The 26,626-nt window shown below is 48.4% G+C and carries 15 protein-coding genes and 8 pseudogenes; 22 read left to right on the forward strand and 1 reads right to left on the reverse strand.

All coding sequences use genetic code 11. From position 1 onward, the window contains the following. Positions 1-33: 33 nt before the first annotated feature. The 21 genes and pseudogenes from MON40_RS08050 to MON40_RS08150 all read left to right on the forward strand — a co-directional run bounded on the left by MON40_RS08050 (position 34) and on the right by MON40_RS08150 (position 23,997). Positions 34-4,269, forward strand: a complete 4,236-nt coding sequence (locus MON40_RS08050) for an RHS repeat-associated core domain-containing protein (protein ID WP_242925858.1) — start codon at positions 34-36, stop codon at positions 4,267-4,269. Next, positions 4,266-4,652 carry a hypothetical protein gene (locus MON40_RS08055; protein WP_003780337.1) on the forward strand — a complete coding sequence of 129 codons (387 nt, stop codon included), beginning with the start codon at positions 4,266-4,268 and terminating at the stop codon, positions 4,650-4,652. Before MON40_RS08050 ends, MON40_RS08055 begins: the two co-directional genes overlap by 4 nt. A 199-nt stretch (positions 4,653-4,851) precedes the next feature. Then, a pseudogene (locus MON40_RS08065) lies at positions 4,852-7,044 on the forward strand (RHS repeat-associated core domain-containing protein); the annotation flags it as partial. Positions 7,045-7,183: 139 nt separating this feature from the next. Continuing rightward, positions 7,184-7,714, forward strand: a complete 531-nt coding sequence (locus tag MON40_RS08070; protein WP_242925859.1) for a hypothetical protein — start codon at positions 7,184-7,186, stop codon at positions 7,712-7,714. Between the two features lie 81 nt (positions 7,715-7,795). After that, a pseudogene (locus tag MON40_RS08075) lies at positions 7,796-9,262 on the forward strand (RHS repeat-associated core domain-containing protein); the annotation flags it as partial. Positions 9,263-10,102: 840 nt separating this feature from the next. Beyond that, the gene (locus MON40_RS08085) at positions 10,103-14,446 is read left to right on the forward strand and encodes an RHS repeat-associated core domain-containing protein (protein ID WP_242925860.1); all 4,344 of its coding nucleotides are present in this window, start codon (positions 10,103-10,105) and stop codon (positions 14,444-14,446) included. Positions 14,447-14,481: 35 nt separating this feature from the next. Continuing rightward, positions 14,482-14,931: a hypothetical protein gene (locus tag MON40_RS08090; protein ID WP_141765236.1), complete on the forward strand. Its 450-nt coding sequence runs from the start codon at positions 14,482-14,484 to the stop codon at positions 14,929-14,931. 159 nt (positions 14,932-15,090) lie between these two features. Then, the gene (locus MON40_RS08095) at positions 15,091-16,893 is read left to right on the forward strand and encodes an RHS repeat-associated core domain-containing protein (RefSeq protein ID WP_242925861.1); all 1,803 of its coding nucleotides are present in this window, start codon (positions 15,091-15,093) and stop codon (positions 16,891-16,893) included. A 22-nt stretch (positions 16,894-16,915) separates the two neighbouring features. Beyond that, complete coding sequence (locus MON40_RS08100) at positions 16,916-17,338, forward strand: immunity 22 family protein (protein WP_242925862.1); 423 nt, start codon at positions 16,916-16,918, stop codon at positions 17,336-17,338. Positions 17,339-17,545: 207 nt separating this feature from the next. Then, a pseudogene (locus tag MON40_RS08105) lies at positions 17,546-18,022 on the forward strand (RHS repeat-associated core domain-containing protein); the annotation flags it as partial. A 66-nt stretch (positions 18,023-18,088) separates the two neighbouring features. After that, positions 18,089-18,394 (forward strand): annotated as a pseudogene (locus MON40_RS13415) (hypothetical protein); the annotation flags it as partial. Between the two features lie 24 nt (positions 18,395-18,418). Beyond that, on the forward strand, positions 18,419-18,781 hold the full coding sequence (locus MON40_RS08110; RefSeq protein WP_242925863.1) for a hypothetical protein: 363 nt from the start codon (positions 18,419-18,421) through the stop codon (positions 18,779-18,781). 138 nt (positions 18,782-18,919) lie between these two features. Further along, entirely contained in the window at positions 18,920-19,054 is a 135-nt protein-coding gene (locus MON40_RS13375) for a hypothetical protein (protein WP_003778042.1), read from the forward strand. A gap of 100 nt (positions 19,055-19,154) precedes the next feature. Next, on the forward strand, positions 19,155-19,682 hold the full coding sequence (locus tag MON40_RS08115; RefSeq protein WP_003778039.1) for a PAAR-like domain-containing protein: 528 nt from the start codon (positions 19,155-19,157) through the stop codon (positions 19,680-19,682). Further along, a pseudogene (locus MON40_RS08120) lies at positions 19,589-20,044 on the forward strand (RHS repeat-associated core domain-containing protein); the annotation flags it as partial. The gene MON40_RS08115 and the pseudogene MON40_RS08120, both read left to right, overlap by 94 nt. 388 nt (positions 20,045-20,432) lie before the next feature. Next, a complete protein-coding gene (locus MON40_RS08125; protein WP_049230542.1) occupies positions 20,433-20,843 on the forward strand; it encodes a hypothetical protein in 411 nt (136 codons plus the stop codon). 143 nt (positions 20,844-20,986) lie between these two features. Continuing rightward, positions 20,987-21,790, forward strand: a pseudogene (locus tag MON40_RS13630) (RHS repeat domain-containing protein); the annotation flags it as partial. Positions 21,791-21,973: 183 nt separating this feature from the next. After that, positions 21,974-22,219: pseudogene (locus MON40_RS13635) on the forward strand (HNH/ENDO VII family nuclease); the annotation flags it as partial. Between the two features lie 31 nt (positions 22,220-22,250). Next, entirely contained in the window at positions 22,251-22,661 is a 411-nt protein-coding gene (locus tag MON40_RS08140) for a hypothetical protein (protein WP_242925864.1), read from the forward strand. 241 nt (positions 22,662-22,902) lie between these two features. Further along, a pseudogene (locus MON40_RS08145) lies at positions 22,903-23,409 on the forward strand (RHS repeat protein); the annotation flags it as partial. Between the two features lie 96 nt (positions 23,410-23,505). After that, positions 23,506-23,997 (forward strand): tetratricopeptide repeat protein, encoded by a 492-nt coding sequence (locus MON40_RS08150; protein WP_242925865.1) that lies wholly within the window; start codon positions 23,506-23,508, stop codon positions 23,995-23,997. A 90-nt stretch (positions 23,998-24,087) separates the two neighbouring features. On the opposite strand, the gene purM is transcribed toward MON40_RS08150, so the two are convergent. Then, entirely contained in the window at positions 24,088-25,122 is a 1,035-nt protein-coding gene (purM, locus tag MON40_RS08155) for a phosphoribosylformylglycinamidine cyclo-ligase (RefSeq protein ID WP_003778032.1), read from the reverse strand. Positions 25,123-25,326: 204 nt separating this feature from the next. Here purM and MON40_RS08160 point away from each other — a divergent pair, with 204 nt between their 5' ends. After that, positions 25,327-26,397 (forward strand): AI-2E family transporter, encoded by a 1,071-nt coding sequence (locus MON40_RS08160; protein ID WP_003778030.1) that lies wholly within the window; start codon positions 25,327-25,329, stop codon positions 26,395-26,397. Positions 26,398-26,626: the final 229 nt, after the last annotated feature.

Consider the following 26,626-nt stretch of genomic DNA (forward strand, 5'->3'; position numbering starts at 1 on the left):
AGACGACCCCATCCCCAACAGGAGCAAGCCGCCATGGCATTCAATAAAATCGCCCGTAAAGACAGCGACTTCTATGTAATCTGTACCCTCCCCGATTTCTGCTGGGCGCCACCTCCTGCTCCCCCTGTTACACCGCCCATCCCCTTCCCGCTCTTCGCCGACTTGGGCAACGCTCAAACCGTCGCCAAAGACGTCCGCCTCAACCGCAAGCCCGCCTTCGTCTTCAAGGCCAGTAAAACCAACCGCACCACCGGCGACGAACCCGCCCTTCCGGGCCGCAAGGGTGTGTTGTCGCGCACCGCCACCAAACCCGCCTGGCCGATGATGCATTCTTCTTCGGTTAAAATCCGCAAGCGCCACATCATACGCGCCGGCGATATGTTCCACATGAACAACAAGTTCAAGAAGAAACTGCCGCCCAAACCCTGTATTTCCTGCAAAGCCGCCGCCGCTGCCGGCCGCCCGGTCAATCCGATACACGGGCTGAAGTTTTTGGAGAGTGAAACCGACTTTGCTTTTGAAGGCATCCTGCCGCTGGTTTGGAGCCGCAGCTATTATTCCGACCAAGACGGTACCGGCTGGCTCGGCGAGGGCTGGAGCGTACCGGGCTGCCAACGCATCATCCGCGATGCGGCGGGATTGGCCTATATCGACGATCATGGCCGTTTGTTCCCGCTGCCGGAAGTCGATGAAGACGATGAGGAACCGGTATTGTTCGAGAGCGAACAGATTTGGTTCAGTAAAAATCCGGACGGGCATTATGTCATTGCGTCGCTGGACGGTTCGATAGCGCTGCGTTTTGCGCCTTTGGTGGTGGCGGAAGACGGTTCGGACGAAGATTCCACCTTCTTCCCGCTGGTGGCGGTGGAAGACGCCAACGGCAACCATCAGCGTTTCGTCTATCATCCGCTGACCGGTCTGCCGCAGTACGTCATCGACGGCAACGGCCGGGTGTTCTCGCTGAACTTCGGCAATGTGGCGGATGAACAGTCGCCCAAAATGCGGCTGCTGTCGGTATCGCTGCTGGAGGGTTTGCCCGCCTTCGGCGAAGCGGTCCGGGTCGGCAGTCCGCTGGTCCGCTACGAATACAACGGCAGCGGCGACTTGGTCCGCGTCATCGGCCGCGACGGCAACGTCAAACGCAGCTTCGGCTATAAAAACAATCTGATGGTGTCGCACACGGATGCGGCCGGATTGGTATCGGAATACGAATACGACCATTACACCCCGACCGGCAAGGTGTTGCGCAACTGGACCTCCTTGGGCGAGGAATGGCGTTTTACCTATCACGACGGTTATACCGAGGTAACCGACGTGTTGGGCCGTACCGAGCAATATCATTACGATTACAACAACGAGTTGACCAAGCGGGTGTTTGCCGACGGCAGCGCTGTGTTGATGGAGCGCGACGGTTTGGGCCGTCTGCTCAGCCACACCGATGCGATGGGGCGTGTTACCCGCTATCAGTACAGCAACGAGGGGCAGGTGGAGGCCATCGTCCGCCCCGACGGCGCCATCCTGCATTTCGACTATGACGACTGCTACCGCCTGATCCGTAAAAGCGATGCGGAAGGCCGTTATGACGGCTATACCTACGACGAAGCGGGCAATCTGCTGACCCATACCGACCCGCTGAAACATACCACCCGTTTCGAATACGCCGACAACGGTCTGCTGCTGTCGGTAACCGATCCCAACGGCAGCTCCACCACCTATCACTACAATCAAAACCGCCAGCCCGACCTCATTACCGACTGTTCCGGTTACGAAACCAAACTGGCCTACACCCCCGAAGGACAGCTGGCGCGCATTACCGATGCGCTGGGACAGCACACCGAATACCATTACGACGCCGACCAAAACCTTACCCTCGCCCTCTATCCCGACGGCAGCAAAGAAACCTTCGGCTACGATGCCGCAGGTCGTCTGAAAACCCATACCGACGGCGAAGGCCATACCACTTCCTACGAATACGGCCAAGACGGTCTGCCGACCCGACGCACCAATGCCTTGGGCCATACCTTCGGCTACCACTACGACAAAGCCCGCCGCTTAGTCGGCCTCACCAATGAAAACGGTGCGCGCTACCGCTTTGCCTACGACGTCCTCGACCGCCTGATTGCCGAAAGCGGTTTCGACCATAAGCTGACCGGCTACCGCTACAACGCCGGCAACGAACTGGTCGAGCAGCGCGAATTCGGCGACGACGCCTCCCTCGCCGCCAAACTGATGGCGCAGCTGGGCGGACAGCCCGTCCCCAAAAAAGACGTATCCCCGCTTTCAGACGACCTCGACAGCCAAACCCCGCTGCGGATTACCGAGTTCAAACGCGATATATTGGGACGCCTAATCCACACCCTCGCCCGCGATAACGACAAGGTTCAGGAAACCGCTTACCAATACGACCTAGACGGCAACCTCGTCCGCGCCGCCAACCGCCACAGCATCACCTGCTTCGATTACAACGAAAACGGCCAACTCATCGCCCAGCACCAATGGAAGGTGCCGTCCAAAGAAGAGAACGCCCGAAACGGCCTGCCCGAAACCGACTGGCGCGATGCGCAGTACGACATGCTGTACCTGCCCGTCACCGAAACCGTCCGCTACCACTACGACTTCAACGGCAACCGTACCGCCACCGTCCTACCCGACGGCAGACAGATCAACTACCTGTATTACGGCAGCGGCCACCTGCACCAAATCGGCCTAGACGACGAAGTCATCACCGACATCGAACGCGATCAGCTGCACCGCGAAATCTTCCGCACACAGGGTAAGCTCGCCAGCCGCTACGAACTCGATCCTTTAGGTCGTCTGAAAAGACAAATCGCCACCCTCAATGAATTGACGGAAGGCGGCAAAGGCAAAACCAAAGTCGCAGCGGGCTATGGTCAAACCGCCGTCAAACGCAGCTACGGCTACGACCGCACCGGCAACCTGACCCACAGTACCGACCAGCGGACGGGCACGACCCGGTTCGAGTACGATAAACTGGGTCGAATCACCAAAGCGGGCAGCGAACTGTTCGCCTTCGACCCTGCGCACAATATCCTCGACATCCCGACGGAAAAGGTTAAACCATACCCTACCCCCTCTCCCGCGGGAGAGGGTCGGGGAGAGGGCAAAACGGCTGCGCTGCTTTCAGCCAACTCCAATGCCATCACCGACAACCGCCTGAAAACCTACAACGGCACGACCTATTACTACGACAATCTCGGCAACCTGATCCACCGCGAACTCGTCGACGGCGAAATGCAGAACTATTTCTACGACCTGCACGACCAACTGGTTAAGGCGGAAATCTTCAAAAAAGACGGCAGCAAAGAGACTTGGTCGTACACCTACGACGCCTTGGGCAGAAGGATGGGCAAAGGCCGTCTGAAAGACAGTCAGGAAGTTTCAGATGACCTCGACAACCAAACCCGCTTCGTTTGGGACGGCAGCCACCTCTTGCAGGAAATCCACCCGGACGGCAGGTATACCTATATCTACACCGATCAAGATTCCTACGAACCGCTGGCGCAGGTACATAACCGGATCAACGAAGAAGGCGAAAGCAAACAGAAAATCAACTACTTCCACTGCGACCAAATCGGTATCCCGCGCGAGATCACCGATAGCGAAGGCAATCTGGTTTGGTTCGGCGATTATTACGGTTGGGGCAAACTGAAGAGCGAAACGAACGTGACGGGAACGGCTCACCAGCCGTTCCGCCTGCAAAACCAATATGCCGACCATGAAACTGGGCTGCATTACAACTTCTTCAGGTATTACGAGCCTGATGCGGGTAGGTTTGTGAATCAGGATCCGATTAGACTATTAGGGGGTTTTAACCTTTATCAACTTGCATCGAATGTGCTGGGATGGATTGACCCATTGGGGTTAGCCAAAAATGCAGCTAAAAAATTAATCCAAAATTTAGAGAAAACAATAGGTTCTGAAAATGTTCACGGTTTGAGACGGCATGGTGCTGGTACAACAAGAGCACAGCAGAGATACCGCGCTCGAACAGGCGTATGTCCAGACGGCAAGAGAGGAAGACCTGAAGACTCATCAAGATTTCTTTCTCCTGAAGACCAAGCAGAAGCCATTCAGATTGCATTAAAAAAAGCTCCTGAAAATGGTGGCCCCGTTGTCTTTGATATGGGTAGAATTGTTGCAGAGGGTTATCTAAAAGGTGGGAGAGGACCATTAATCCAAACATCTCAAGTACAAGCCACATTCAATAAAGCTGGTCAATTAGTTTCAATTTTTGGAAAATTAAAATGAATAAAGTGTATAAAGTTAGTCCTGAATATATCAGACTTTTTCTTGGACTATTACACGAAGGTGTAGATAGCAAACTTGAGGACTTATCAGGTCTGAATTTGGTTAATCGAGATAGCGTAAAGAGATTAGTCAAAGAATATCTGTACCCCGAGTATCAAAATTTTACAATATCAACCCAATTCAGAATTAAAGAAAGTTTAAGATTTGGATTAAATTTCTGGACAGAAGAACGACTACATGATCAATTTCCTAGTACCGACGCAGCCTTTGAAATACCTCAGCAAATGACCGCAAAAGAACTTTATAAGCAAATTTGGGATGATATGTTTAATAACGAAGATATCACTATTTCTGATATAACAAAATATCAGGAATCGAACTAAAATTAGCAAGCTGTAGGCTGGAGTAAAACCCAACAAAATATTAAGATCGTACGAAACCAAACTCTCTTACACGCCCAAAGGATAACAGACGCATATTACCAATGCGCTGGGCCATACCTTCGGCTACCATTACGACAAAGCCCGCCGCCTGGTCGGCCTCACCAATGAAAACGGTGCACGCTACCGCTTTGCCTACGACGTCCTCGACCGCCTGATTGCCGAAAGCGGTTTTGACCATAAGCTGACCGGCTACCGCTACAACGCCGGCAACGAGCTGGTCGAGCAGCGCGAATTCGGCGACGACGCCTCCCTAGCCGCCAAACTGATGGCGCAACTGGGCGGACAGCCCGTCCCCAAAAAAGACGCATCCCCGCTTTCAGACGACCTCGACAGTCAAACCCCGCTGCGGATTACCGAGTTCAAACGCGATATATTGGGACGCCTAATCCACACCCTCGCCCGCGATAACGACAGGGTTCAGGAAACCGTTTACCAATACGACCTGGACGGCAACCTCGTCCGCGCCGCCAACCGCCACAGCATCACCTGCTTCGACTACAACGAAAACGGCCAGCTCATCGCCCAGCACCAATGGAAAGTGCCGAGCAAAGAAGAGAACGCCCGAAACGGTTTGCCCGACACCGACTGGCGCGATGCGCAGTACGATATGCTGTACCTGCCCGTTACCGAAACCGTCCGCTACCACTACGATTTCAACGGCAACCGTACCGCCACCGTCCTGCCCGACGGCAGACAGATCAACTACCTGTATTACGGCAGCGGCCACCTGCACCAAATCGGCCTAGACGACGAAGTCATCACCGACATCGAACGCGATCAGCTGCACCGCGAAATCTTCCGTACCCAAGGTAAGCTCGCCAGCCGCTATGAACTCGACCCTTTAGGTCGTCTGAAACGGCAAATCGCTACCCTCAACGACCTGACCGAAGGCGGCAAAGGCAAAAACAAAGTAGCGGCGGGCTATGGCCAAACCGCCGTCAAACGCAGCTACGGCTACGACCGCACCGGCAACCTGACCCACAGCACCGACCAGCGGACGGGAACGACGCATTTCGAGTACGACAAACTCGGTCGAATCACCAAAGCCGGCAGCGAACTGTTCGCCTTCGACCCTGCGCACAATATCCTTTCAGACGGCCGCTCCGCCGTCACCGACAACCGCCTGAAAACCTACAACGGCACGACCTATTACTACGACGACCTCGGCAACCTGATCCACCGCGAACTGGCAGACGGCGAAGTGCAGAACTATTTCTACGATCTGCACGACCAACTGGTTAAAGCCGAAATCTTCAAAAAAGACGGCACGAAAGAAACTTGGTCCTACACCTACGACGCCTTGGGCAGAAGGATAGGCAAAGGCCGTCTGAAAGACGGAGAAGTTTCAGGCAGCCTCGAAGAGGAAACCGGATTCGTTTGGGACGGCAGCCATCTCTTGCAGGAAGTCCGCCCGGACGGCAGGTATACCTATATCTATACCGACCCGAGCAGCTACGAACCTTTAGCACAAGTCCGCGATTGGACAACCGAAGACGGCGAAAGCCGACAACAGACCCACTACTTCCACTGCGATCAAATCGGCATCCCAAGGGAGATGACCGATAAAGACGGCAACCTCTTGTGGTTCGGCAACTACACCGGCTGGGGTCGTCTGAAAGAGGAAACCAAGGTAACGCAAACGGCGCACCAACCCTTCCGCCTGCAGAACCAGTACTGCGACGAGGAGACGGGGCTGCATTACAACTTCTTCCGGTATTATGATCCGGTGGTGGGTCGGTTTGTAAGTCAGGATCCGATCGGGTTGATGGGTGGGGAGAATATATATAGATTTAGTAATTCAATACAAAGCTGGATAGATCCTTTAGGATTGGATGGTTTTCAACTACTACGAGATTATGCAAATTCTCCAGGTGTTCAAGCTGAATATCATAAAGCACTAGCAGCAGCAGCCATGGCAAATCATCCAAAAACTCTACCAGCCTCTTCACACACATTAAGTATAGTTGCAGAAGGACAAGGGGTTGTAGGAGGTAGCGGTCGTTTATCTGTGATACACAATAATTTTCCAGACGGAACAACAGGTAAATGTTTAGCAGCAACTATCTGTGGAGAGACAGGAGCTGCAGAACGTTTAACGTTAGGGGGAGAATACTCATATAGCACAAGCAACGTTTCTACTGGGTGGTCAAATTCAACATGCGTCAATGGTAGTGTAGCGACCCCAGTAGGCGGATTTGGAAGTGGTATATGTACTTCAGATCCTACTCGTGGGCAAGCTGCAAGTAATACCTTTAATGCAAATATTTTATTTGGTGGCGGTGGCGGTGCTAGTGTAGGTAGATGTACAACATATTCATTGTGTAATAAATAAAGGAGTAAACTTAATGATTCATTCGTGTATAAAGAAGGTAATATACTTAACATTATTTTTAATATCAATAGTTTCTTGCTACCCTACAGATAACAATCTAGATGAAAAATCATTAATTAAAAATAAGAAGTATGCATTCTTGACAAATGTCACTCACCCCTCTCAAAAAGAAGTTGCCCCATTTGGATTAACTATAGGCAAGATTACTGTTAATGAGGCGCTATCCAAATATCCTCAATTAATAAAGGCAGATAGTTCTTACATTAGTTATGGAAAAAAAGAAATACCAATGCCAAACACATACGCCTTACCCGTTTCTAATAATTTAACGGCGTTTTTACAGTTTGATGAATCAACTAATATCCTACAGAATGTTTTAATTTTCGGACTAAAGAGCGTAGATTTCGACATAATAAAACAAGAATTTAAGGATATATACTCTCCTTATGAAGAATATAATCTATCTGAATTTGAAGCTTTTTCTAGAGGAGAAACCACCTTTGAAGATCAAAAAAAGTTTTTGGAAAAACATAAAAATGAAATAGCTCTATTTAAAAACAATGGCGTTATCATTATTTTAGGAAAATCTATAACCAGCGATGAAGTAGTTATTTTTTATAGAAATACAAGCTATTTTCCAATTTTAAAGAATAAAGCAGAAGCTTATTAACTAATCGTAGATCGTATCGAGACCCAATAAAACCGCGAAGTCGTCTGAAATTAATCTTCAGATAACCTTTCCCTATAAGTGACCCTTACCTGCTTCGACTACAACGAAAACGGCCGACTCATCGCCCAGCACCAATGGAAAGTACCGAGCAAGGAAGAGAACGCCCGAAACGGCCTGCCCGAAACCGACTGGCGCGATGCGCAGTACGATATGCTGTACCTGCCCGTTACCGAAACCGTCCGCTACCACTACGACTTCAACGGCAACCGCACCGCCACCGTCCTGCCCGACGGCAGACAGATCAACTATCTGTATTACGGCAGCGGCCACCTGCACCAAATCAGCCTCGACGACGAAGTCATCACCGACATCGAACGCGATCAGCTGCACCGCGAAATCTTCCGCACACAGGGTAAGCTCGCCAGCCGTTACGAACTCGATCCTTTAGGTCGTCTGAAACGGCAAATCGCCACCCTCAACGACCTGACAGAGGGCGGCAAAGGCAAAACCAAAGTAGCGGCGGGTTATGGCCAAACCGCCGTCAAACGCAGCTACGGCTACGACCGCACCGGCAACCTGACCCACAGCACCGACCAACGGATGGGAACGACCCGGTTCGAGTACGACAAACTGGGCAGGATTACCCAAGCCGGCAGCGAACGGTTCGCCTTCGACCCCGCGCACAATATCCTCGATATCCCGACAGAAAAGGTCAAACCATACCCTACCCATTCTCCCGTGGGAGAGGGTTGGGGAGAGGGCAAAACGACCGCGCCGCTTTCAGACGGCCGCTCCGTCATCACCGACAACCGCCTGAAAACCTACAACGGTACGACCTATTACTACGACGACCTCGGCAACCTGATCCACCGCGAGCTGGCCGACGGCGAAGTGCAGAACTATTTCTACGATCTGCACGACCAACTGGTTAAGGCCGAAATCTTCAAAAAAGACGGCAGCAAAGAGACTTGGGCGTACATCTACGACGCCTTGGGCAGAAGGATAGGCAAAGGTCGTCTGAAAAACGAAGAATTTTCAGAAACGTCATCCCCGCATGATTTAAGCGGAAACGACCTCGAAAACTAAACCCGCTTCGTTTGGGACGGCAGCCATCTGTTACAGGAACAAAATTCAGACGGCAGATATGCCTATATCTACACCGACCAAGATTCCTACGAACCGCTCGCGCAAGTCCGCGATTGGACAACCGAAGACGGAGAAAGCCAACAACAACCCCACTACTTCCACTGCGACCAAATCGGCATCCCAAGAGAGATGACCGATAAGGACGGCAATTTGCTGTGGTTCGGCAACTATACCGGCTGGGGTCGTCTGAAAGAGGAAACCAAGGTTGCGGATAGTGCTTACCAGCCCTTCCGCTTACAGAACCAGTATGCCGACCATGAGACGGGACTGCATTACAACTTCTTCAGATACTATGAGTCTGACTGCGGAAGATTCATCAATCAGGATCCGATTGGGTTGTTTGGGGGGAGTAATTTTTATGCGTTTGCACCAAATACTACGAAATGGATAGATACATTAGGTTGGTTTAAATATCATGGGAATTGGTGTGGACCAGACTGGACAGGGGGGGAGAGAAGAGCAATACAGTAAGCTTCGAGACAATAACGGTTATTATGCTGAACCAATGGGAGTATTGGATACGGCTTGCAGGCAACATGATATTTGTTATGCTAAGTGTAGGGAACAATTCTCATGTTCAGGATTAGAAAAATATAACTGTATGGTAAGGTGTGATGACACTCTTGTGAATACATCTAAAAATATCCAACATGATCCTAATTCTTCTATAAAACGTTGGGGGCTTGAAAAGGCAATTTCACAACACTATGGACCAGAAAATGATACTAATACTTGCCAAAACCCGCCATCCCTCGATAAAACAATTAAAAAAACGTCTAAAAATCATAGGTGATATTATGAAAATTTATAAATATATAAGTATTTTTTTATTATATTTATTTATATATATAATTTTATTTATAATAAACCCTTGGATTTTGGAATTAATTAATATTACTATAACACTTCCATGGTCAATTATTGAAGAAGATATTATTACTCATTTGGGACTAAATCTAAATCCTACTATTGATAATATCTTTTATCGAAGAATAATACACTTTACTTACGGATCAATTAGTTTTTTTATAAATATATTTCTTTTATACAACCTTATATATAAGCTTAAAAAAATTTTCAAACTATCCAAACTTAATTAAGTTTCGAATATTATGCTTTTACAAGTGTAACAAGCCGTACCCCATATGAAACCTCCAATCCCGACGTAGGGTGTGTGCGGTACGCACGCACACGGGTTCTGCCTTTCAGACGACCCCATCCCCCCAACAGGAGCAAGCCGCCATGGCATTCAATAAAATCGCCCGCAAAGACAGCGACTTTAGAGTCGTCTTTATCCTCCCCGATTTCTGTTGGGCGCCCCCTCCTGCTCCCCCTGTTACACCGCCCATCCCCTTCCCGCTCTTCGCCGACTTGGGCAACGCTCAAACCGTCGCCAAAGACGTCCGCCTCAACCGCAAGCCCGCCTTCGTCTTCAAGGCCAGTAAAACCAACCGCACCACCGGCGACGAACCCGCCCTTCCGGGCCGCAAGGGTGTGTTGTCGCGCACCGCCACCAAACCCGCCTGGCCGATGATGCATTCTTCTTCGGTTAAAATCCGCAAGCGCCACATCATACGCGCCGGCGATATGTTCCACATGAACAACAAGTTCAAGAAGAAACTGCCGCCCAAACCCTGTATTTCCTGCAAAGCCGCCGCCGCTGCCGGCCGCCCGGTCAATCCGATACACGGGCTGAAGTTTTTGGAGAGTGAAACCGACTTTGCTTTTGAAGGCATCCTGCCGCTGGTTTGGAGCCGCAGCTATTATTCCGACCAAGACGGTACCGGCTGGCTCGGCGAGGGCTGGAGCGTACCGGGCTGCCAACGCATCATCCGCGATGCGGCGGGATTGGCCTATATCGACGATCATGGCCGTTTGTTCCCGCTGCCGGAAGTCGATGAAGACGATGAGGAACCGGTATTGTTCGAGAGCGAACAGATTTGGTTCAGTAAAAATCCGGACGGGCATTATGTCATTGCGTCGCTGGACGGTTCGATAGCGCTGCGTTTTGCGCCTTTGGTGGTGGCGGAAGACGGTTCGGACGAAGACGCCACCCTCTTCCCGCTGGTGGCGGTGGAAGACGCCAACGGCAACCATCAGCGTTTCGTCTATCATCCGCTGACCGGTCTGCCGCAATACGTCATCGACGGCAACGGCCGGGTGTTCTCGCTGAACTTCGGCAATGTGGCGGACGAACAGTCGCCCAAAATGCGGCTGCTGTCGGTGTCGCTGCTGGAGGGTTTGCCCGCCTTCGGTGAAACGGTCCGGGTCGGCAGTCCGCTGGTCCGCTACGAATACAACGGCAGCGGCGACTTGATCCGCGTTATCGGCCGCGACGGCAACGTCAAACGCAGCTTCGGCTATAAAAACAACCTGATGGTGTCGCACACGGATGCGGCAGGATTGGTATCGGAATACGAATACGACCATTACACCCCGACCGGCAAGGTGTTGCGCAACTGGACGTCTTTGGGCGAGGAATGGCGCTTTACCTATCACGACGGTTATACCGAGGTAACCGACGTATTGGGTCGTACCGAGCAATATCATTACGATTACAACAACGAGTTGACCAAGCGGGTGTTTGCCGACGGCAGCGCTGTGTTGATGGAACGCGACGGTTTGGGCCGTCTGCTCAGCCACACCGATGCGATGGGGCGCGTTACCCGCTATCAGTACAGCAACGAGGGGCAGGTGGAGGCCATCGTCCGCCCCGACGGCGCCATCCTGCATTTCGACTATGACGACTGCTACCGCCTGATCCGTAAAAGCGATGCGGAAGGCCGTTACCACGGCTATACCTACGACGAAGCGGGCAACCTGCTGACCCATACCGACCCGCTGAAACATACCACTCGTTTCGAATACGCCGACAACGGCCTGTTGCTGTCGGTAACCGATCCGAACGGCAGCAGCACCGCCTATCACTACAATGAAAACCGCCAGCCCGACCTCATTACCGACTGCTCCGGTTACGAAACCCGTCTGGCCTACACCCCCGAAGGGCAGCTGGCGCGCATTACCGATGCGCTGGGACAGCACACCGAATACCATTATGACGCCGACCAAAACCTTACCCTCGCCCTCTATCCCGACGGCAGCAAAGAGGCCTTCGGCTACGATGCCGCAGGTCGTCTGAAAACCCATACCGACGGCGAAGGCCATACCACTTCCTACGAATACGGCCAAGACGGTCTGCCGACCCAACGCACCAATGCGCTGGGGCATACCTTCGGTTACCATTACGACAAAGCCCGCCGCCTGGTCGGCCTCACCAATGAAAACGGTGCGCGCTACCGTTTTGCCTACGATGTCCTCGACCGCCTGATTGCCGAAAGCGGTTTCGACCATAAGCTGACCGGCTACCGCTACAATGCCGGCAACGAGCTGGTCGAGCAGCGCGAATTCGGCGACGACGCCTCCCTAGCCGCCAAACTGATGGCGCAGTTAGGCGGACAGCCCGTCCCCAAAAAAGACGTATCCCCGCTTTCAGACGACCTCAACAGCCAAACCCCGCTGCGGATTACCGAGTTCAAACGCGATATATTGGGCCGCTTAATCCACACCCTCGCCCGTGACGTCGGCGACCGAGTTCAGGAGGCCGCTTACCAATACGACTTGGACGGCAACCTCGTCCGCGCCGCCAACCGCCAAAGCATCACCTGCTTCGACTACAACGAAAACGGCCAGCTTATCGCCCAGCACCAATGGAAGGTGCCGAGCAAGGAAGAGAACGCTCGAAACGGCCTGCCCGAAACCGACTGGCGCGATGCGCAGTACGACATGCTGTACCTGCCCGTTACCGAAACCGTCCGCTACCACTACGACTTCAACGGCAACCGCACCGCCACCGTCCTGCCCGACGGCAGACAGATCAATTACCTGTATTACGGCAGCGGCCACCTGCACCAAATCAGCCTCGACGACGAAGTCATTACCGACATCGAGCGCGATAAGCTACACCGCGAAATCTTCCGCACACAGGGTAAGCTCGCCAGCCGTTACGAACTCGACCCTTTAGGTCGTCTGAAAAGGCAAATCGCCACCCTCAACGACCTGACGGAAGGCGGCAAAGGCAAAGCCAAAGCAGCGGCGGGCTATGGCCAAACCGCCGTCAAACGCAGCTACGGCTACGACCGCACCGGCAACCTGACCCACAGCACCGACCAGCGGACGGGAACGACCCAGTTCGAGTACGACAAACTGGGCAGGATTACTAAAGCGGGCAGCGAACTGTTCGCCTTCGACCCTGCGCACAATATCCTCGACATCCCGACGGAAAAGGTCAAACCATACCCTACCCCCTCTCCCGTGGGAGAGGGTCGGGGAGAGGGCAAAACGGCTGCGCTGCTTTCAGCCAACTCCAATGCCATCACCGACAACCGCCTGAAAACCTACAACGGCACGACCTATTACTACGACGAGCTCGGCAACCTGATCCACCGCGAACTGGCAAACGGCGAAGTGCAGAACTATTTCTACGATCTGCACGACCAACTGGTTAAGGCCGAAATCTTCAAAAAAGACGGCAGCAAAGAGACTTGGTCGTACACCTACGACGCCTTGGGCAGAAGGATAGGCAAAGGTCGTCTGAAAAACGAAGAAGTTTCAAACGACCTCGAAAACCAAACCCGCTTCGTTTGGGATGGCAGCCACCTCCTACAGGAAATCCACCCGGACGGCAGATATACCTATATCTACACCGACCAAGACTCCTACGAGCCTTTGGCGCAAGTCCGAAACTGGACAACCGAAGACGGCGAAAACCGACACCAAACCCACTACTTCCACTGCGACCAAATCGGTATCCCGCGTGAGATGACCGATAAAGACGGCAACCTCTTATGGTTCGGCAACTACACCGGCTGGGGTCGTCTGAAAGAAGAAACCAAGGTAACGGATAGCGCATATCAACCCTTCCGCCTGCAGAACCAGTATGCCGACCGTGAAACGGGGCTGCATTACAACTTCTTCAGGTATTATGAACCTGATGTGGGTCGGTTTGTGAATCAGGACCCGATTGGGTTGATGGGTGGGATGAATCTGTATCAGTTTGCGCCGAATACTCAGCAATGGATAGATCATTTAGGGCTTGATGTTAATATCATTCGATCTGATCGCTCAGTTACATTTATCCTTGATATTTCTTTAAATGGAAGGAATGTAACCAATACTGATATAGAAAATGTAAAGAATGGGATTGAACGAAACTGGAATGCTGGAGGATGGAAATATGGTGGATGCAATATTAGATTCATTGCAAATGTAAAAGCAAATGACAGCAAAATGGCTAACCAAATTACTGCCGAACCTATCAATGGTAGAAGTTATGTAAATAAAGCTGGAGGAAATAGAGGAGTTTGGTATATGAGGGATCCTAATGTCTCATGGGTAGCCGCTCATGAGGCTGGCCATCTAATGGGATTAGGTGATAGATACAAAGATATAAACGGGAAAAGTATTCCTCAAAAAGGATGGGAAAACAATATCATGGCTGCACCTAACAAACCTGTTGAACAGAGAAACATAAACGAATTAATACCATTTACAACAAAATGTGCCTGTAATATTTTGGAATACATGTAAACAATATTTTTATATTTATATTAATGGGATTTAAAATGAAAAATATACTACTCTCTTTTGGAATAATTTCTATAATACTTTCACTAGCCTGTACTTATAGAGAAAAATATTATTTCAATCAGGAAAATAAACCGAGAGAACTAGGCCAAGAATTATCAGGTTATCCTTTTGATTTTATAGTATTGAGAATGAAAACAGAAAGTACTAATAATATTGATGGATATGTAAATTTATGGATAAAAAATACCAACGGAGAATCTGAAGCTCTTGAAGCAATTCTGACTAAAAAGCAAATAGACTACCAAAAGAATAGCATTTATTATACTATTGATAAATTTGAACATTTTAAATTTAAAGATGTGCAAATTGAAAACAAAGAAGGTAGGATCTATCTAGATGGGCGTAATTTATCTGAAATTGGGAATGCAACCTTGTCTGAAGATGGGAAGCTAGAGATGGGAACATTTTACCGAACCTTTCATTAGAGTCCACAATCTGTTGCCAGCAAGCGAGGTTGGGTCGAGACCCAACAAAATATCAAGGTCGTCTGAAATAACCTTCAGACGACCTTTCCCTATACGCTTACCCTTACCTGCTTCAACCACAACGAAAACGGCCAACTCATTGCCCAGCACCAATGGAAAGTGCCGAGCAAAGAAGAGAACGCCCGAAACGGCCTGCCCGAAACCGACTGGCGCGATGCGCAGTACGATATGCTGTACCTGCCCGTCACCGAAACCGTCCGCTACCACTACGACTTCAACGGCAACCGCACCGCCACCGTCCTGCCCGACGGCAGACAGATCAACTATCTGTATTACGGCAGCGGCCACCTCCACCAAATCAGCCTCGACGACGAAGTCATTACCGACATCGAGCGCGACAAACTGCACCGCGAAATCTTCCGCACACAAGGTAAACTCGCCAGCCGTTACGAACTCGACCCATTAGGTCGTCTGAAAAGGCAAATCGCCACCCTCAACGACCTGACAGAGGGCGGCAAAGGCAAAAACAAAGTCGCGGCGGGTTATAATCAAACCGCCGTCAAACGCAGCTACGGCTACGGCCGCACCGGCAACCTGACCCACAGCACCGACCAGCGGACGGGAACGACGCATTTCGAGTACGACAAACTCGGTCGAATCACCAAAGCCGGCAGCGAACTATTCGCCTTCGACCCCGCGCACAATATCCTCGACATCCCGACGGAAAAGGTCAAACCATACCCTGCCCCCTCTCCCGTGGGAGAGGGTTGGGGAGAGGGCAAAACGGCTGCGCTGCTTTCAGACGACCGCTCCGTCATCACCGACAACCGCCTGAAAACCTACAACGGCACGACCTATTACTACGACGACCTCGGCAACCTGATCCACCGCGAGCTGGCCGACGGCGAAGTGCAGAACTATTTCTACGACCTGCACGACCACCTGGTTAAAGCCGAAATCTTCAAAAAAGACGGTAGCAAAGAAACTTGGGTGTACACTTACGACGCCTTGGGCAGAAGGATAGGCAAAGGTCGTCTGAAAAACGAAGAAGTTTCAGAAACGGCATTCCCGCATGATTTAAGCGGGAACGGCCTCGAAAACCACACCCGTTTCGTTTGGGACGGCAGCCATCTGCTGCAAGAAATCCATTCGGACGGCAGGTATACCTATATCTATACCGATCAAGATTCCTACGAGCCGCTGGCACAAGTCCGCGATTGGGTAACCGAAGACGGCGAAAACTGCCAACAAATCCGCTACTTCCACTGCGATCAAATCGGCATCCCGCGTGAGATGACCGATAAAGACGGCAACCTCTTATGGTTCGGCAACTACACCGGCTGGGGTCGTCTGAAAGAGGAAACCAAGGTAACAGATAGCGCATACCAGCTGTTCCGCCTGCAAAACCAGTACGCCGACCGTGAAACGGGGCTGCATTACAACTTCTTCAGGTATTATGAGCCTGATGCGGGGCGGTTTGTGAATCAGGATCCGATTGGGTTGTGGGGCGGAATGAACTTTTATAGTTTTGCATCCAATATCCAAAACTGGATTGATTTTTTAGGACTTGCTACAGTAGATGCCACCTTTAGAATACGTGGTAGTCGGAAAAAGTATACGGGCACCAACCCAACTGAGCGAGCAAATAGGACTTCAGGAGCCATCGAATGTGCATCAATGCCAGGACCAAATAGAGATAAACATTCTATGCATGCTGAGGTAGAAGCAATGACAGCCGCTTTTGATGATGGCGTACGAGGAGGAATCGGGGAATTAACAGTCAAAGGAAAACCAGTTTGTGGTTTTTGTAAAAGTAGTTTGAAACAACTAGCAAGGTCTCTGGATCTAAAAACACTGATTATTAAAGAGATGGATACTGGTAATATTTATAAGTTTACTGGAGATGAACTCTTACCAATTAAAGAGGGTGGCAAAGGATATAAAAAATGCGACCATTGTTAATAAACCGTTAAAGAGATTTAATATGAAAGAGATGTATAAAAATTGCCATTTTTGGATAGGTTTTGTTGAAAGCCTAAAAGAGTTTAACGATTATTTTGATATCGATATAAAAACTGGTACATCCAAATTTGCTCAAGATATTGGGTTTCCATTCAAAGACGAGGAATTAGATAAATTTTGCAAGTTAACATGTTTGCAGCCTAACTTTGATCATACATTTCAAATAAGTGAATTACTATGCGATTCTCCTTTAAAAAAAGAAGATATTAAGCTTATTGAGGAATTATGTAAAAAAATGGAGCCTCCCCCAAATTCATATGTCTACCTCTTTCATTCAGGTGCAAAATACAAGATTGGTGCTAAATTTTCCAGTTATTATTATATTGGATGTTTTGAAGCTAATCCAAATTTTATTGAAGATGAAGAATTATTAGATAATTTATAATTAAATTTCTTTAATCTCCATATATTGAGTGAAAGCAACAAAAGTCGTCTGAAATTAAATTTTCAGACGACTTTTCCCTATATATCTATACAGCCAGCGTAGTCGGATTCTCGAAACCAACAAATTGAGAATAGCAAGCCGTAGCCTGTATGGGCGGTAGGGTGTGTGCGGTAAGCACACACGTGTTTTTTTCGGTTTTCAGACGACCTCAAAGACCAAACCGGCTTCGTTTGGGACGGCAGCCATCTCTTGCAGGAAGTCCAATCGGACGGCAGATATACCTATATCTACACCGACCCAGATTCCTACGAGCCTTTAGCACAAGTTCGCGATTGGACAACCGAAGACGGCGAAAGCCGCCAACAAACCCACTACTTCCACTGCGACCAAATCGGCATCCCAAGAGAGATGACCGATAAAGAAGGCAATTTATTGTGGTTTGGGGATTATTACGGTTGGGGTAAGCTGAAGAGCGAAACCAACATAACGGAAACAGCACATCAGCCTTTTAGGTTGCAGAACCAGTATTTCGATCAAGAGACGGGGTTACATTACAACTTCTTTAGGTATTACGAACCTGACTGTGGAAGGTTCATTAACCAAGACCCCATTGGCTTGCTAGGTGGAATGAACTTATATCAATTTGCATTCAATGCGAGTGTTTGGGTTGATTTTCTTGGTTTATCTGAAGTGGTTTATCGTTTATTGGATCAACAAGGAAATACAATTTATTATGGCATCACTAACGATGCAGAAAGAAGATGCGCAGAGCACAGAGACTCTGGTAAACAATTTTCTAAGATGGAAATATTGGCAGAAGGTTTAACACATGATGAGGCTAGAACAATCGAAGGAGCTTTGATTAGAAGTAAAATTAGTCCAGCTGATGAACTTTTATCTGTTAAAGAACAGTTAGACAATTCTCCCTTAATTAATAAAAATCGAGGTAGAGTTAAAGAAAGATGGACCAACAAAAATCCTCTCAAAAATTGGAAAAATAAATTTATTAAACCTAAAACTGTTAAAAAACCTGGCACATGCAATGAAAATTGCTAATTTAACTAAAAAATAGGAGATCGTATGAAAATATATGGTGATGGAATTTATGATAATGAACGAGCTGATTTAGTTTTCATTGCATATATTGAATTTTCACTTAAAAAAATTCAAGAGCATATAGAATGGTTAGAAAATACTAATGAAATATGCCAAGCTGTATTAGGTTATATTGATATGTTACTATTTGTTTCAGAAAAATCACCAAGTGATTTAACAGGTAGGCTGAAAGAATCTGAGGTTGCCCAATGGAAAAATGTGTTTGACGACTGGTTTAATAGAGTTGAAAAAAAAATACCAAACAAATACAAAAACTCCATTAGAGTTAATGCTGATATTTTGTTTGATAAATTAAAGGAAAATGCAAACTCATTAGAATGGTTATAATTTTCCAATTGTTTTTTTATACAGTACACATACGCTTTTAATTTATTCAGTTTAGGCCGTCTGAAAAACTCTTTTTTCAGACGGCCTAATTTCTTAATTAGCAATATTGATATTTCCGAAGCGCAGAATTACAGCCAAGTGCGCAGTGAAGATTTGAAAAGCCAAACCAAAGTCATTACCGGCTCCGGCACGGCGTTGACGATTGCTCCGGGTTATATGTTTACCCTGAGCAGCCCCCCGCATTCGTCATCCAATACCGAATATACGATTTGAAGCAAGCTGTAGCCCGTATAACATACTTATTTAATCTGTAGCGCGTGCCAGCAGCACGCACGTATTTTTATCTATTAGCATTTCAGCACAAAATCCCATCATGGCCCTCAACAAAATCGCCCGCAAAGACAGCGACTTTAGAGTCGTCTTTATCCTCCCCGATTTCTGTTGGGCGCCCCCTCCTGCTCCTCCTGTCACACCCATCCCCTTCCCGCTCTTCGCCGACTTGGGCAATGCCAAAACCGTTGCCAAAGACGTCCGCCTCAACCGCAAGCCCGCCTTCGTCTTCAAGGCCAGTAAAACCAACCGCACTACCGGTGACGAACCCGCCCTTCCGGGCCGCAAGGGCATACTTTCCCGTACCGCCACCAAACCCGCCTGGCCGATGATGCATTCTTCTTCGGTTAAAATCCGCAAGCGCCACATCATTCGCGCCGGCGATATGTTCCACATGAACAACAAGTTCAAGAAGAAACTGCCGCCCAAACCCTGTATTTCCTGCAAAGCCGCCGCCGCTGCCGGCCGCCCGGTCAATTCGTTTGGGACGGCAGCCATCTGCTGCAAGAAATCCATTCGGACGGCAGGTATACCTATATCTATACCGACCAAGACTCCTACGAGCCTTTAGCCCAAGTCCGCGATTGGACAACCGAAGACGGCGAAAACCGCCAACAAACCCGCTACTTCCACTGCGACCAAATCGGCATCCCAAGAGAAATGACCGATAAGGACGGCAACCTCTTATGGTTCGGCAACTACACCGGCTGGGGTCGTCTGAAAGAAGAAACCAAGGTAACGGATAGCGCATACCAACCCTTCCGTCTGCAAAACCAGTACGCCGACCGCGAGACGGGGCTGCATTACAACCTATTCAGGTATTATGCGCCTGATGCGGGTCGGTTTGTGAATCAAGACCCGATTGGGTTGTTGGGTGGTAGTAACTTATATCTATTTGCACCAAATATTCATAATTGGATTGATCCTTTGGGATGGGAAAAAGATTGGGTCAAATATGAAGAAAAAATTCGAAAATTATATCCTACACGTAGTAAAAGAAAATATAAAGGGAGTGATTGTGAAGGTGTAGCAGATGGGATTGCTAATGTTAATGGCAAAGAAACAGCTATTGAAGCTAAATATATAAATAAATGGAAAAATTCTGCATACAATCCGGAAAGTTTCTTTTCTAAATGTATTAAAAAAGATGGAACAGAAGAAGAAAGACTTATAGATCAAGCAAAAAGATATACAAAATGCTTTGACCAAGTTATATATCATACAAATAGTAAGGAATTTGTTGATCATTACTCAAAAGTTTTTGCAAAAGAAGGTTTAACAAATATTATTTTTATAATTACGAAAGCATAGGAAGTGTTAAATGAAAAAAGTGAGCCATAAAATTAATGTAATAAAGCAAATAGAAAACACTGTTGATATAGTTGGTAATCATCCCAACCAAAATCCTGATAGAGTGTTTTTATATATTAATTATGATATACAAAGTTTTGAAGATTCATTTGATGAAATTTTTAGTATTCCTGAATTGGAATCGGAAGATTTTTGTTTGATTTCATCCAACTGTGAAATCACTTTACCTAATGGAGAAAAATTTTGTGGAATATCTTTCAAAAGTAACTCAAATAAAGAATTAATTCTTCAAAAGATTAAAAACCATTTTGAGAAAAAAGGATATCAATATGGGGTTATTAGAAACAATAATTTAATATTAAGTACAAAGAATGTAATTAATTTAGATGATTGTTCCGCTATCCTTTATGACTATGATTAATACTCAATGAACTTAGATAGCAAGCCGTAGCCTGCGTAGGCAGCTTGTATCTGGTACGCACGCAGTTTCTGCCTTTCAGACGACCTCAATCCTTTTTCGAGGTCGTCTGAAATATTTATTTCGTAACAATCTAAGCCAAAATCGCCTACGAATACGGCCAGGACGGTCTGCCGACCCGACGCACCAATGCGCTGGGCCATACCTTCGGCTACCATTACGACAAAGCCCGCCGCTTAGTCGGCCTCACCAATGAAAACGGTGCGCGCTACCGCTTTGCCTACGACGTCCTCGACCGCCTGATTGCCGAAAGCGGTTTCGACCATAAGCTCACCGGCTACCGCTACAACGCCGGCAACGAGCTGGTCGAGCAGCGCGAATTCGGCGACGACGCCTCCCTCGCCGCCAAACTGATGGCGCAACTGGGCGGACGACCCGTCCCCAAAAAAGACGCCACCCCGCTTTCAGACGACCTCGACAGCCAAACCCGCTTCGTTTGGGATGGCAGCCATTTGCTGCAAGAAGTCCATTCTGATGGCAGATATACCTATATCTACACCGATCCGAGCAGCTATGAACCGCTGGCACAAGTCCGCGATTGGACAACCGCAGAAGACGAAAACCGACAAGAAACAAACTACTTCCATTGCGACCAAATCGGCATCCCGCGCGAGATGACCGATAAGGACGGCAATCTCTTGTGGTTCGGCAACTACACCGGCTGGGGTCGTCTGAAAGAAGAAACCAGAGTAACAGATACTGCATACCAACCGTTCCGCCTGCAAAACCAGTATGCCGACCGCGAGACGGGGCTGCATTACAACTTCCTCAGGTACTACGAACCTGATGCGGGTCGGTTTGTGAGTCAGGATCCGATCAAGCTTTTGGGCGGGGATAATCTTTATTTTTTTGCACCGAATCCCCTAAATTGGTTGGACGAATTAGGTCTAAGAAGCCGATGGCTTCGCAACATGTTAAAAAATAAAGATAAAACAATTAGCCCAGTAGATGGTAGAACCGTTTATCAAGATGATAGGATTATTGATTGGGCAAAATCAGACATATGCAAAATGTATAAAGATGGAGCTGCTGCTAAAGGTACTGATGGGAAAAGTATACAGTTGCATCATGTAGAAGGCAAAGAACCTGGCCCCATGTTAGAAATACTAGCCTCTATACATTTAAGCTTTAAAAAACAAAGCAATGGGAAAAATATATATAACCTACTACACCCTTATGTTAAACCAGGGTATCAATCGTTTCGTAGAAATCCAAATTTAAATGCTAGTTATGAGAACTTTCGCAAAGAACACTGGAAGAAACGTGCAGAAAGCTATTTAAAATCACGAGGGAAATGTGCAGAAGAAGAATGTGGATAATTTCTATTACTTTTTACTAAAGGACTATATTATGAAAGAAATCTTTAAACAATATAAACTCCCAACATCTTATTTAGAACTCCTGGATAAATATAAAAATGGGCTTTCTCAAATATTATACAATTCAGAGGATAATATAAATTTTGATGAAGCATTGTTTTATGACTTATGGAGTAAAGAAACTCTTTTTGAGTATACATTTTCAGATTGCCCAAATTATCAAATTCCATTAAATATTATTAATGAAATAATTATAGACTTTAAAGAACCAGATTATTTTAATGAAAAGATAGTTAAAAATATGTTTGCAATAGGTCTACAAGATTCAGGATTTTTATGTTTTAATCCAGAGGATAACTCTCTTTGTGTTTTATATCCTGATGGATTTATAACGACAATTGCTTCATCATTTGATTTCTTTATCAATAATATCAAGGAATAATTAACAAGCAAGCCGCAGTCCGTACAAAACCTCCAATCCCGACGTAGGGTGTGTGCGGTACGCACGCACACGGGTTCTGCTTTTCAGACGACCTCAATCCTTTTTTTGAGGTCGTCTGAAAACCCATACCGACGGCGAAGGTCATACCACTTCCTACGAATACGGCCAGGACGGTCTGCCGACCCGACGCACCAATGCCTTGGGACACACCTTCGGCTACCATTACGACAAAGCCCGCCGCTTGGTCGGCCTCACCAATGAAAACGGTGCGCGCTACCGCTTTGCCTACGACGTCCTCGACCGCCTGATTGCCGAAAGCGGTTTCGACCATAAGCTGACCGGCTACCGCTACAATGCCGGCAACGAACTGGTCGAGCAGCGCGAATTCGGCGACGACGCCTCCCTCGCCGCCAAACTGATGGCGCAACTGGGCGGACAACCCGTCCCCAAAAAAGACGCCACCCCGCTTTCAGACGACCTCGACAGCCAAACCCCGCTGCGGATTACCGAGTTCAAACGCGATATATTGGGACGCCTAATCCACACCCTCGCCCGCGATAACGACAAGGTTCAGGAAACCGCTTACCAATACGACTTGGACGGCAACCTCGTCCGCGCAACCAACAGCCAAAGCATCACCTGATTCGACTACGACGAAAACGGCTGACTCATCGTCCAACACCAATAGAAAGTGTCGAGCAAGGAAGAGAGCACCCGAAACGGATTGTCCGACACCGACTGGCGAGATTTATAGTGACAACGAGGTCATCGCTGACATCGAACGCGATAATAGGCTCTTTCTTATAATGCCGCCCCTAAAAATAAAATATTAAGGATAGGTTCTATGTGCAATGACGCTTATCATACTGATAATTTTTTAAAAGCTAGTTATTTTCTTGAAAATGAAGATTATCAGAGAGCTTTTTATTTTTTGAAGAAAGGAGCTTTGCAAGGAGATGTTAATTGTTATAATAATTTAGCAGTTTTATATGATCTTGGATATGGGATTGAAAAAAATCCACTTTTGGCGCTTAAATGGTATAGAAAAAGTTGGCAATATGAAGGGAAAAGTGGTGGGGTATGTTCTAATATTGCATCACTTTATGCCGGTTTAGGCAATATCAGGCAGGCTAAATTTTGGTGGAATAAAGCAATATTAGAATTAAATGATGGAGATGCAGCTCTTGATTATGCAAAATTCTTAATTAATAGGAAAAACAAGAGGGATTATCATAAGATAATAGAATTACTTAAGTTTGCTATCAAGAGCGATTATATTACTGAAATCTCTAAGGAAGAAGCTGGTCAATTATTGAAAAATCTAGAAAGCACATAAACTTAGTAAACCATATAAAGATCAAACCATACAGTAAGGTCGTCTGAAATTAATTTCAGACGACCTTTTATTTAGCTTCAGGCTTGTGATTTAAGCCACTTGTGTTTGATGCTCGTCGCCGTTGCGTTCGCGTATTTTGCCCAAACGGTAAACGGTTTCGCCTTGTTCGGTTAAGAACGCCTGCACCGCGTCGGCATCTTCTTCGGCAATCACGACCACCATGCCGATGCCGCAGTTGAAGGTGCGGTACATTTCTTGCGTTTCCACATTGCCGGCCTGTTGCAGCCATTGGAACAGCTTGGGCAATTCCCACGCTTTGGCGTCGATTTGGGCAACGGTGTTTTCCGGCAGGATGCGCGGCACGTTTTCAGTGATGCCGCCGCCAGTGATGTGCGCCATGCCTTTAATAGTGAATTTTTCCAAAGCGGCGAGGATGGGTTTCACATACAGGCGGGTCGGGGCGATGATGGTTTCGCGCAGGGTTTTGCCATTGTCGAACTCGGCATCCAAATCGGGATTGTCGCGGGCGATGATTTTGCGGACGAGGGAGTAGCCGTTGGAATGTGCGCCGTTGGAAGCCAGACCCAACACGATGTCGCCTGCTTTGATGCTTCGGCCGTTGATAACGCGCTCTTTTTCAACCACGCCGACGGCGAAGCCTGCCAAGTCGTATTCGCCTTCGGGATACATACCGGGCATTTCGGCGGTTTCGCCGCCGATAAGGGCGCAGCCGGATTCTTCGCAGCCTTGGGCGATGCCTTTAATCACGTCGGTAGCGCGGGCGACGTCGAGTTTGCCGCAGGCGAAATAGTCGAGGAAGAACAAAGGTTCTGCGCCTTGAACCAAAATATCGTTGACGCTCATGGCGACGAGGTCGATGCCGACGGTGTCGTGTTTGTCCCAATCGAAGGCGAGTTTGAGCTTGGTGCCCACGCCGTCAGTGCCGCTGACAAGGACGGGATTTTTGTATTTTTTGCTGATTTCGACCAATGCGCCGAAGCCGCCCAAATCACCCAACACTTCGGGACGCATGGTGCGTTTGGCAAAAGGTTTGATGTTTTCGACCAGTTGGTCGCCTGCGTCGATGTCGACACCTGCGTCGCGGTAGCTGAGTGGAGTGCTCATGAATGGGTTCCTTATCGTGATTGGGACGGAAAAACGATGGGGCGTATTTTACCTTATTTTGCAGGCGCGGGCTTGGATTTTTCGGTGATTTTGTAAACAATCTGAGGTTTCAGACGACCCCGTTTATTCTGTTATACTGGACGGTCAGGGGTCGTCTGAAAACGATTGCGGCGGCTCCCGCTGAAACACACATGGAAAGGTTTTATGTATCAGAAAAAAACGCGCGGCATGAAGCCGTGGATCATTATGGGCTGCGTGATTGCGGCTTTTGTCTGGCTGCTGTACGCGCTGGGCGACATCCTGACGCCGTTTATTGTGGCGGCGGTGTTGGCTTATGTGTTGAATCCGCTGGTGGAATGGTTGCAGAAAAAACGGATTAAGCGCGGCCCCGCGTCCATGATGGTGATGGTATTCGCTTTGCTGTTGCTGCTGTCGCTGATGCTGATTATTGTGCCTATGCTGATCAACCAGTTTAACAATATGGTCAGCCGCATTCCCCAAATCGTCGATTTTACGCAAAACAGGCTGCTGCCTTGGCTGAACCATGTGGCGGGCAATTATGTGCATATCGATCAGGATTCGGTAGTCAAATGGTTGCAGTCGCATACGGGCGAATTGAGCAACACGCTCAAGGCTTGGATGCCGACGCTGATGCGCCAAAGCGGCAACGTCATCAGCGGCATGAGCAACCTGATACTGCTGCCGCTCTTGCTGTATTATTTCCTTTTGGACTGGAAACGCTGGTCTTACGGCATCAGCGCGTTGGTTCCGCGCCGCTTTATCGACACTTATACGCGCATCACAAGCAATATGGATGAAGTTTTGGGCGAGTTCCTGCGCGGGCAGTTGATGGTGATGCTGATTATGGGGCTGGTGTACGGGGTCGGGCTGATGCTGGTCGGACTGGATTCGGGCTTCGCCATCGGTATGATTGCCGGTATTTTGGTGTTTATCCCGTATTTGGGCGCATTTACCGGACTTTTGTTGGCAACCGTCGCCGCTTTGCTGCAATTTAGCACATGGCACGGTCTGATTATGGTGTGGGTTGTGTTCGGTATCGGACAATTCCTCGAGAGCTTTATCGTTACCCCGAAAATCGTCGGCGACCGCATCGGCCTGTCGCCTTTCTGGGTGATTTTCTCGTTGATGGCGTTCGGACAACTGATGGGCTTCGTCGGCATGCTCGCCGGTCTGCCGCTTGCCGCCGTAACCTTAGTCCTGCTGCGCGAAGGCGTGAATGCTTATTTCCACAGCCGTTTTTACAAACACAAATAAAAGGACAAAAAGGTCGTCTGAAAACAGATATGGGTTTTCAGACGACCTCCCAGCCCTTTTTCGACAGCCATGTTGAACAATTTTGCACTTTGGTTTATATCCGGTTTTCTGTCGATGTTGCTATGGGAAGTGCTTCCCGTAGACGACGGATACAGCTTTCCGGAAAAAATGAAGGTGTTAATCCTGTTTTCCATCATCATGGCTGTCTTGCAAACCTTTTTCTTTCCGA

Source organism: Neisseria macacae ATCC 33926 (genome assembly GCF_022749495.1).
Classification (GTDB): Bacteria; Pseudomonadota; Gammaproteobacteria; order Burkholderiales; family Neisseriaceae; genus Neisseria; species Neisseria macacae.

What these genes read in the sequence shown, in the direction of transcription:
- MON40_RS08085 (WP_242925860.1), top strand. Translation starts at nt 10,103, where the DNA reads ATGGCATTCAATAAAATCGCCCGCAAAGACAGCGACTTTAGAGTCGTC.
- MON40_RS08115 (WP_003778039.1), top strand. Translation starts at nt 19,155, where the DNA reads ATGGCCCTCAACAAAATCGCCCGCAAAGACAGCGACTTTAGAGTCGTC.
- MON40_RS08150 (WP_242925865.1), top strand. Translation starts at nt 23,506, where the DNA reads ATGTGCAATGACGCTTATCATACTGATAATTTTTTAAAAGCTAGTTAT.
- MON40_RS08110 (WP_242925863.1), top strand. Translation starts at nt 18,419, where the DNA reads ATGAAAATATATGGTGATGGAATTTATGATAATGAACGAGCTGATTTA.
- MON40_RS08090 (WP_141765236.1), top strand. Translation starts at nt 14,482, where the DNA reads ATGAAAAATATACTACTCTCTTTTGGAATAATTTCTATAATACTTTCA.
- MON40_RS08100 (WP_242925862.1), top strand. Translation starts at nt 16,916, where the DNA reads ATGAAAGAGATGTATAAAAATTGCCATTTTTGGATAGGTTTTGTTGAA.
- MON40_RS08125 (WP_049230542.1), top strand. Translation starts at nt 20,433, where the DNA reads ATGAAAAAAGTGAGCCATAAAATTAATGTAATAAAGCAAATAGAAAAC.
- MON40_RS08140 (WP_242925864.1), top strand. Translation starts at nt 22,251, where the DNA reads ATGAAAGAAATCTTTAAACAATATAAACTCCCAACATCTTATTTAGAA.
- MON40_RS08050 (WP_242925858.1), top strand. Translation starts at nt 34, where the DNA reads ATGGCATTCAATAAAATCGCCCGTAAAGACAGCGACTTCTATGTAATC.
- MON40_RS08160 (WP_003778030.1), top strand. Translation starts at nt 25,327, where the DNA reads ATGTATCAGAAAAAAACGCGCGGCATGAAGCCGTGGATCATTATGGGC.
- MON40_RS08055 (WP_003780337.1), top strand. Translation starts at nt 4,266, where the DNA reads ATGAATAAAGTGTATAAAGTTAGTCCTGAATATATCAGACTTTTTCTT.
- purM (WP_003778032.1), bottom strand. Translation starts at nt 25,122, where the DNA reads ATGAGCACTCCACTCAGCTACCGCGACGCAGGTGTCGACATCGACGCA.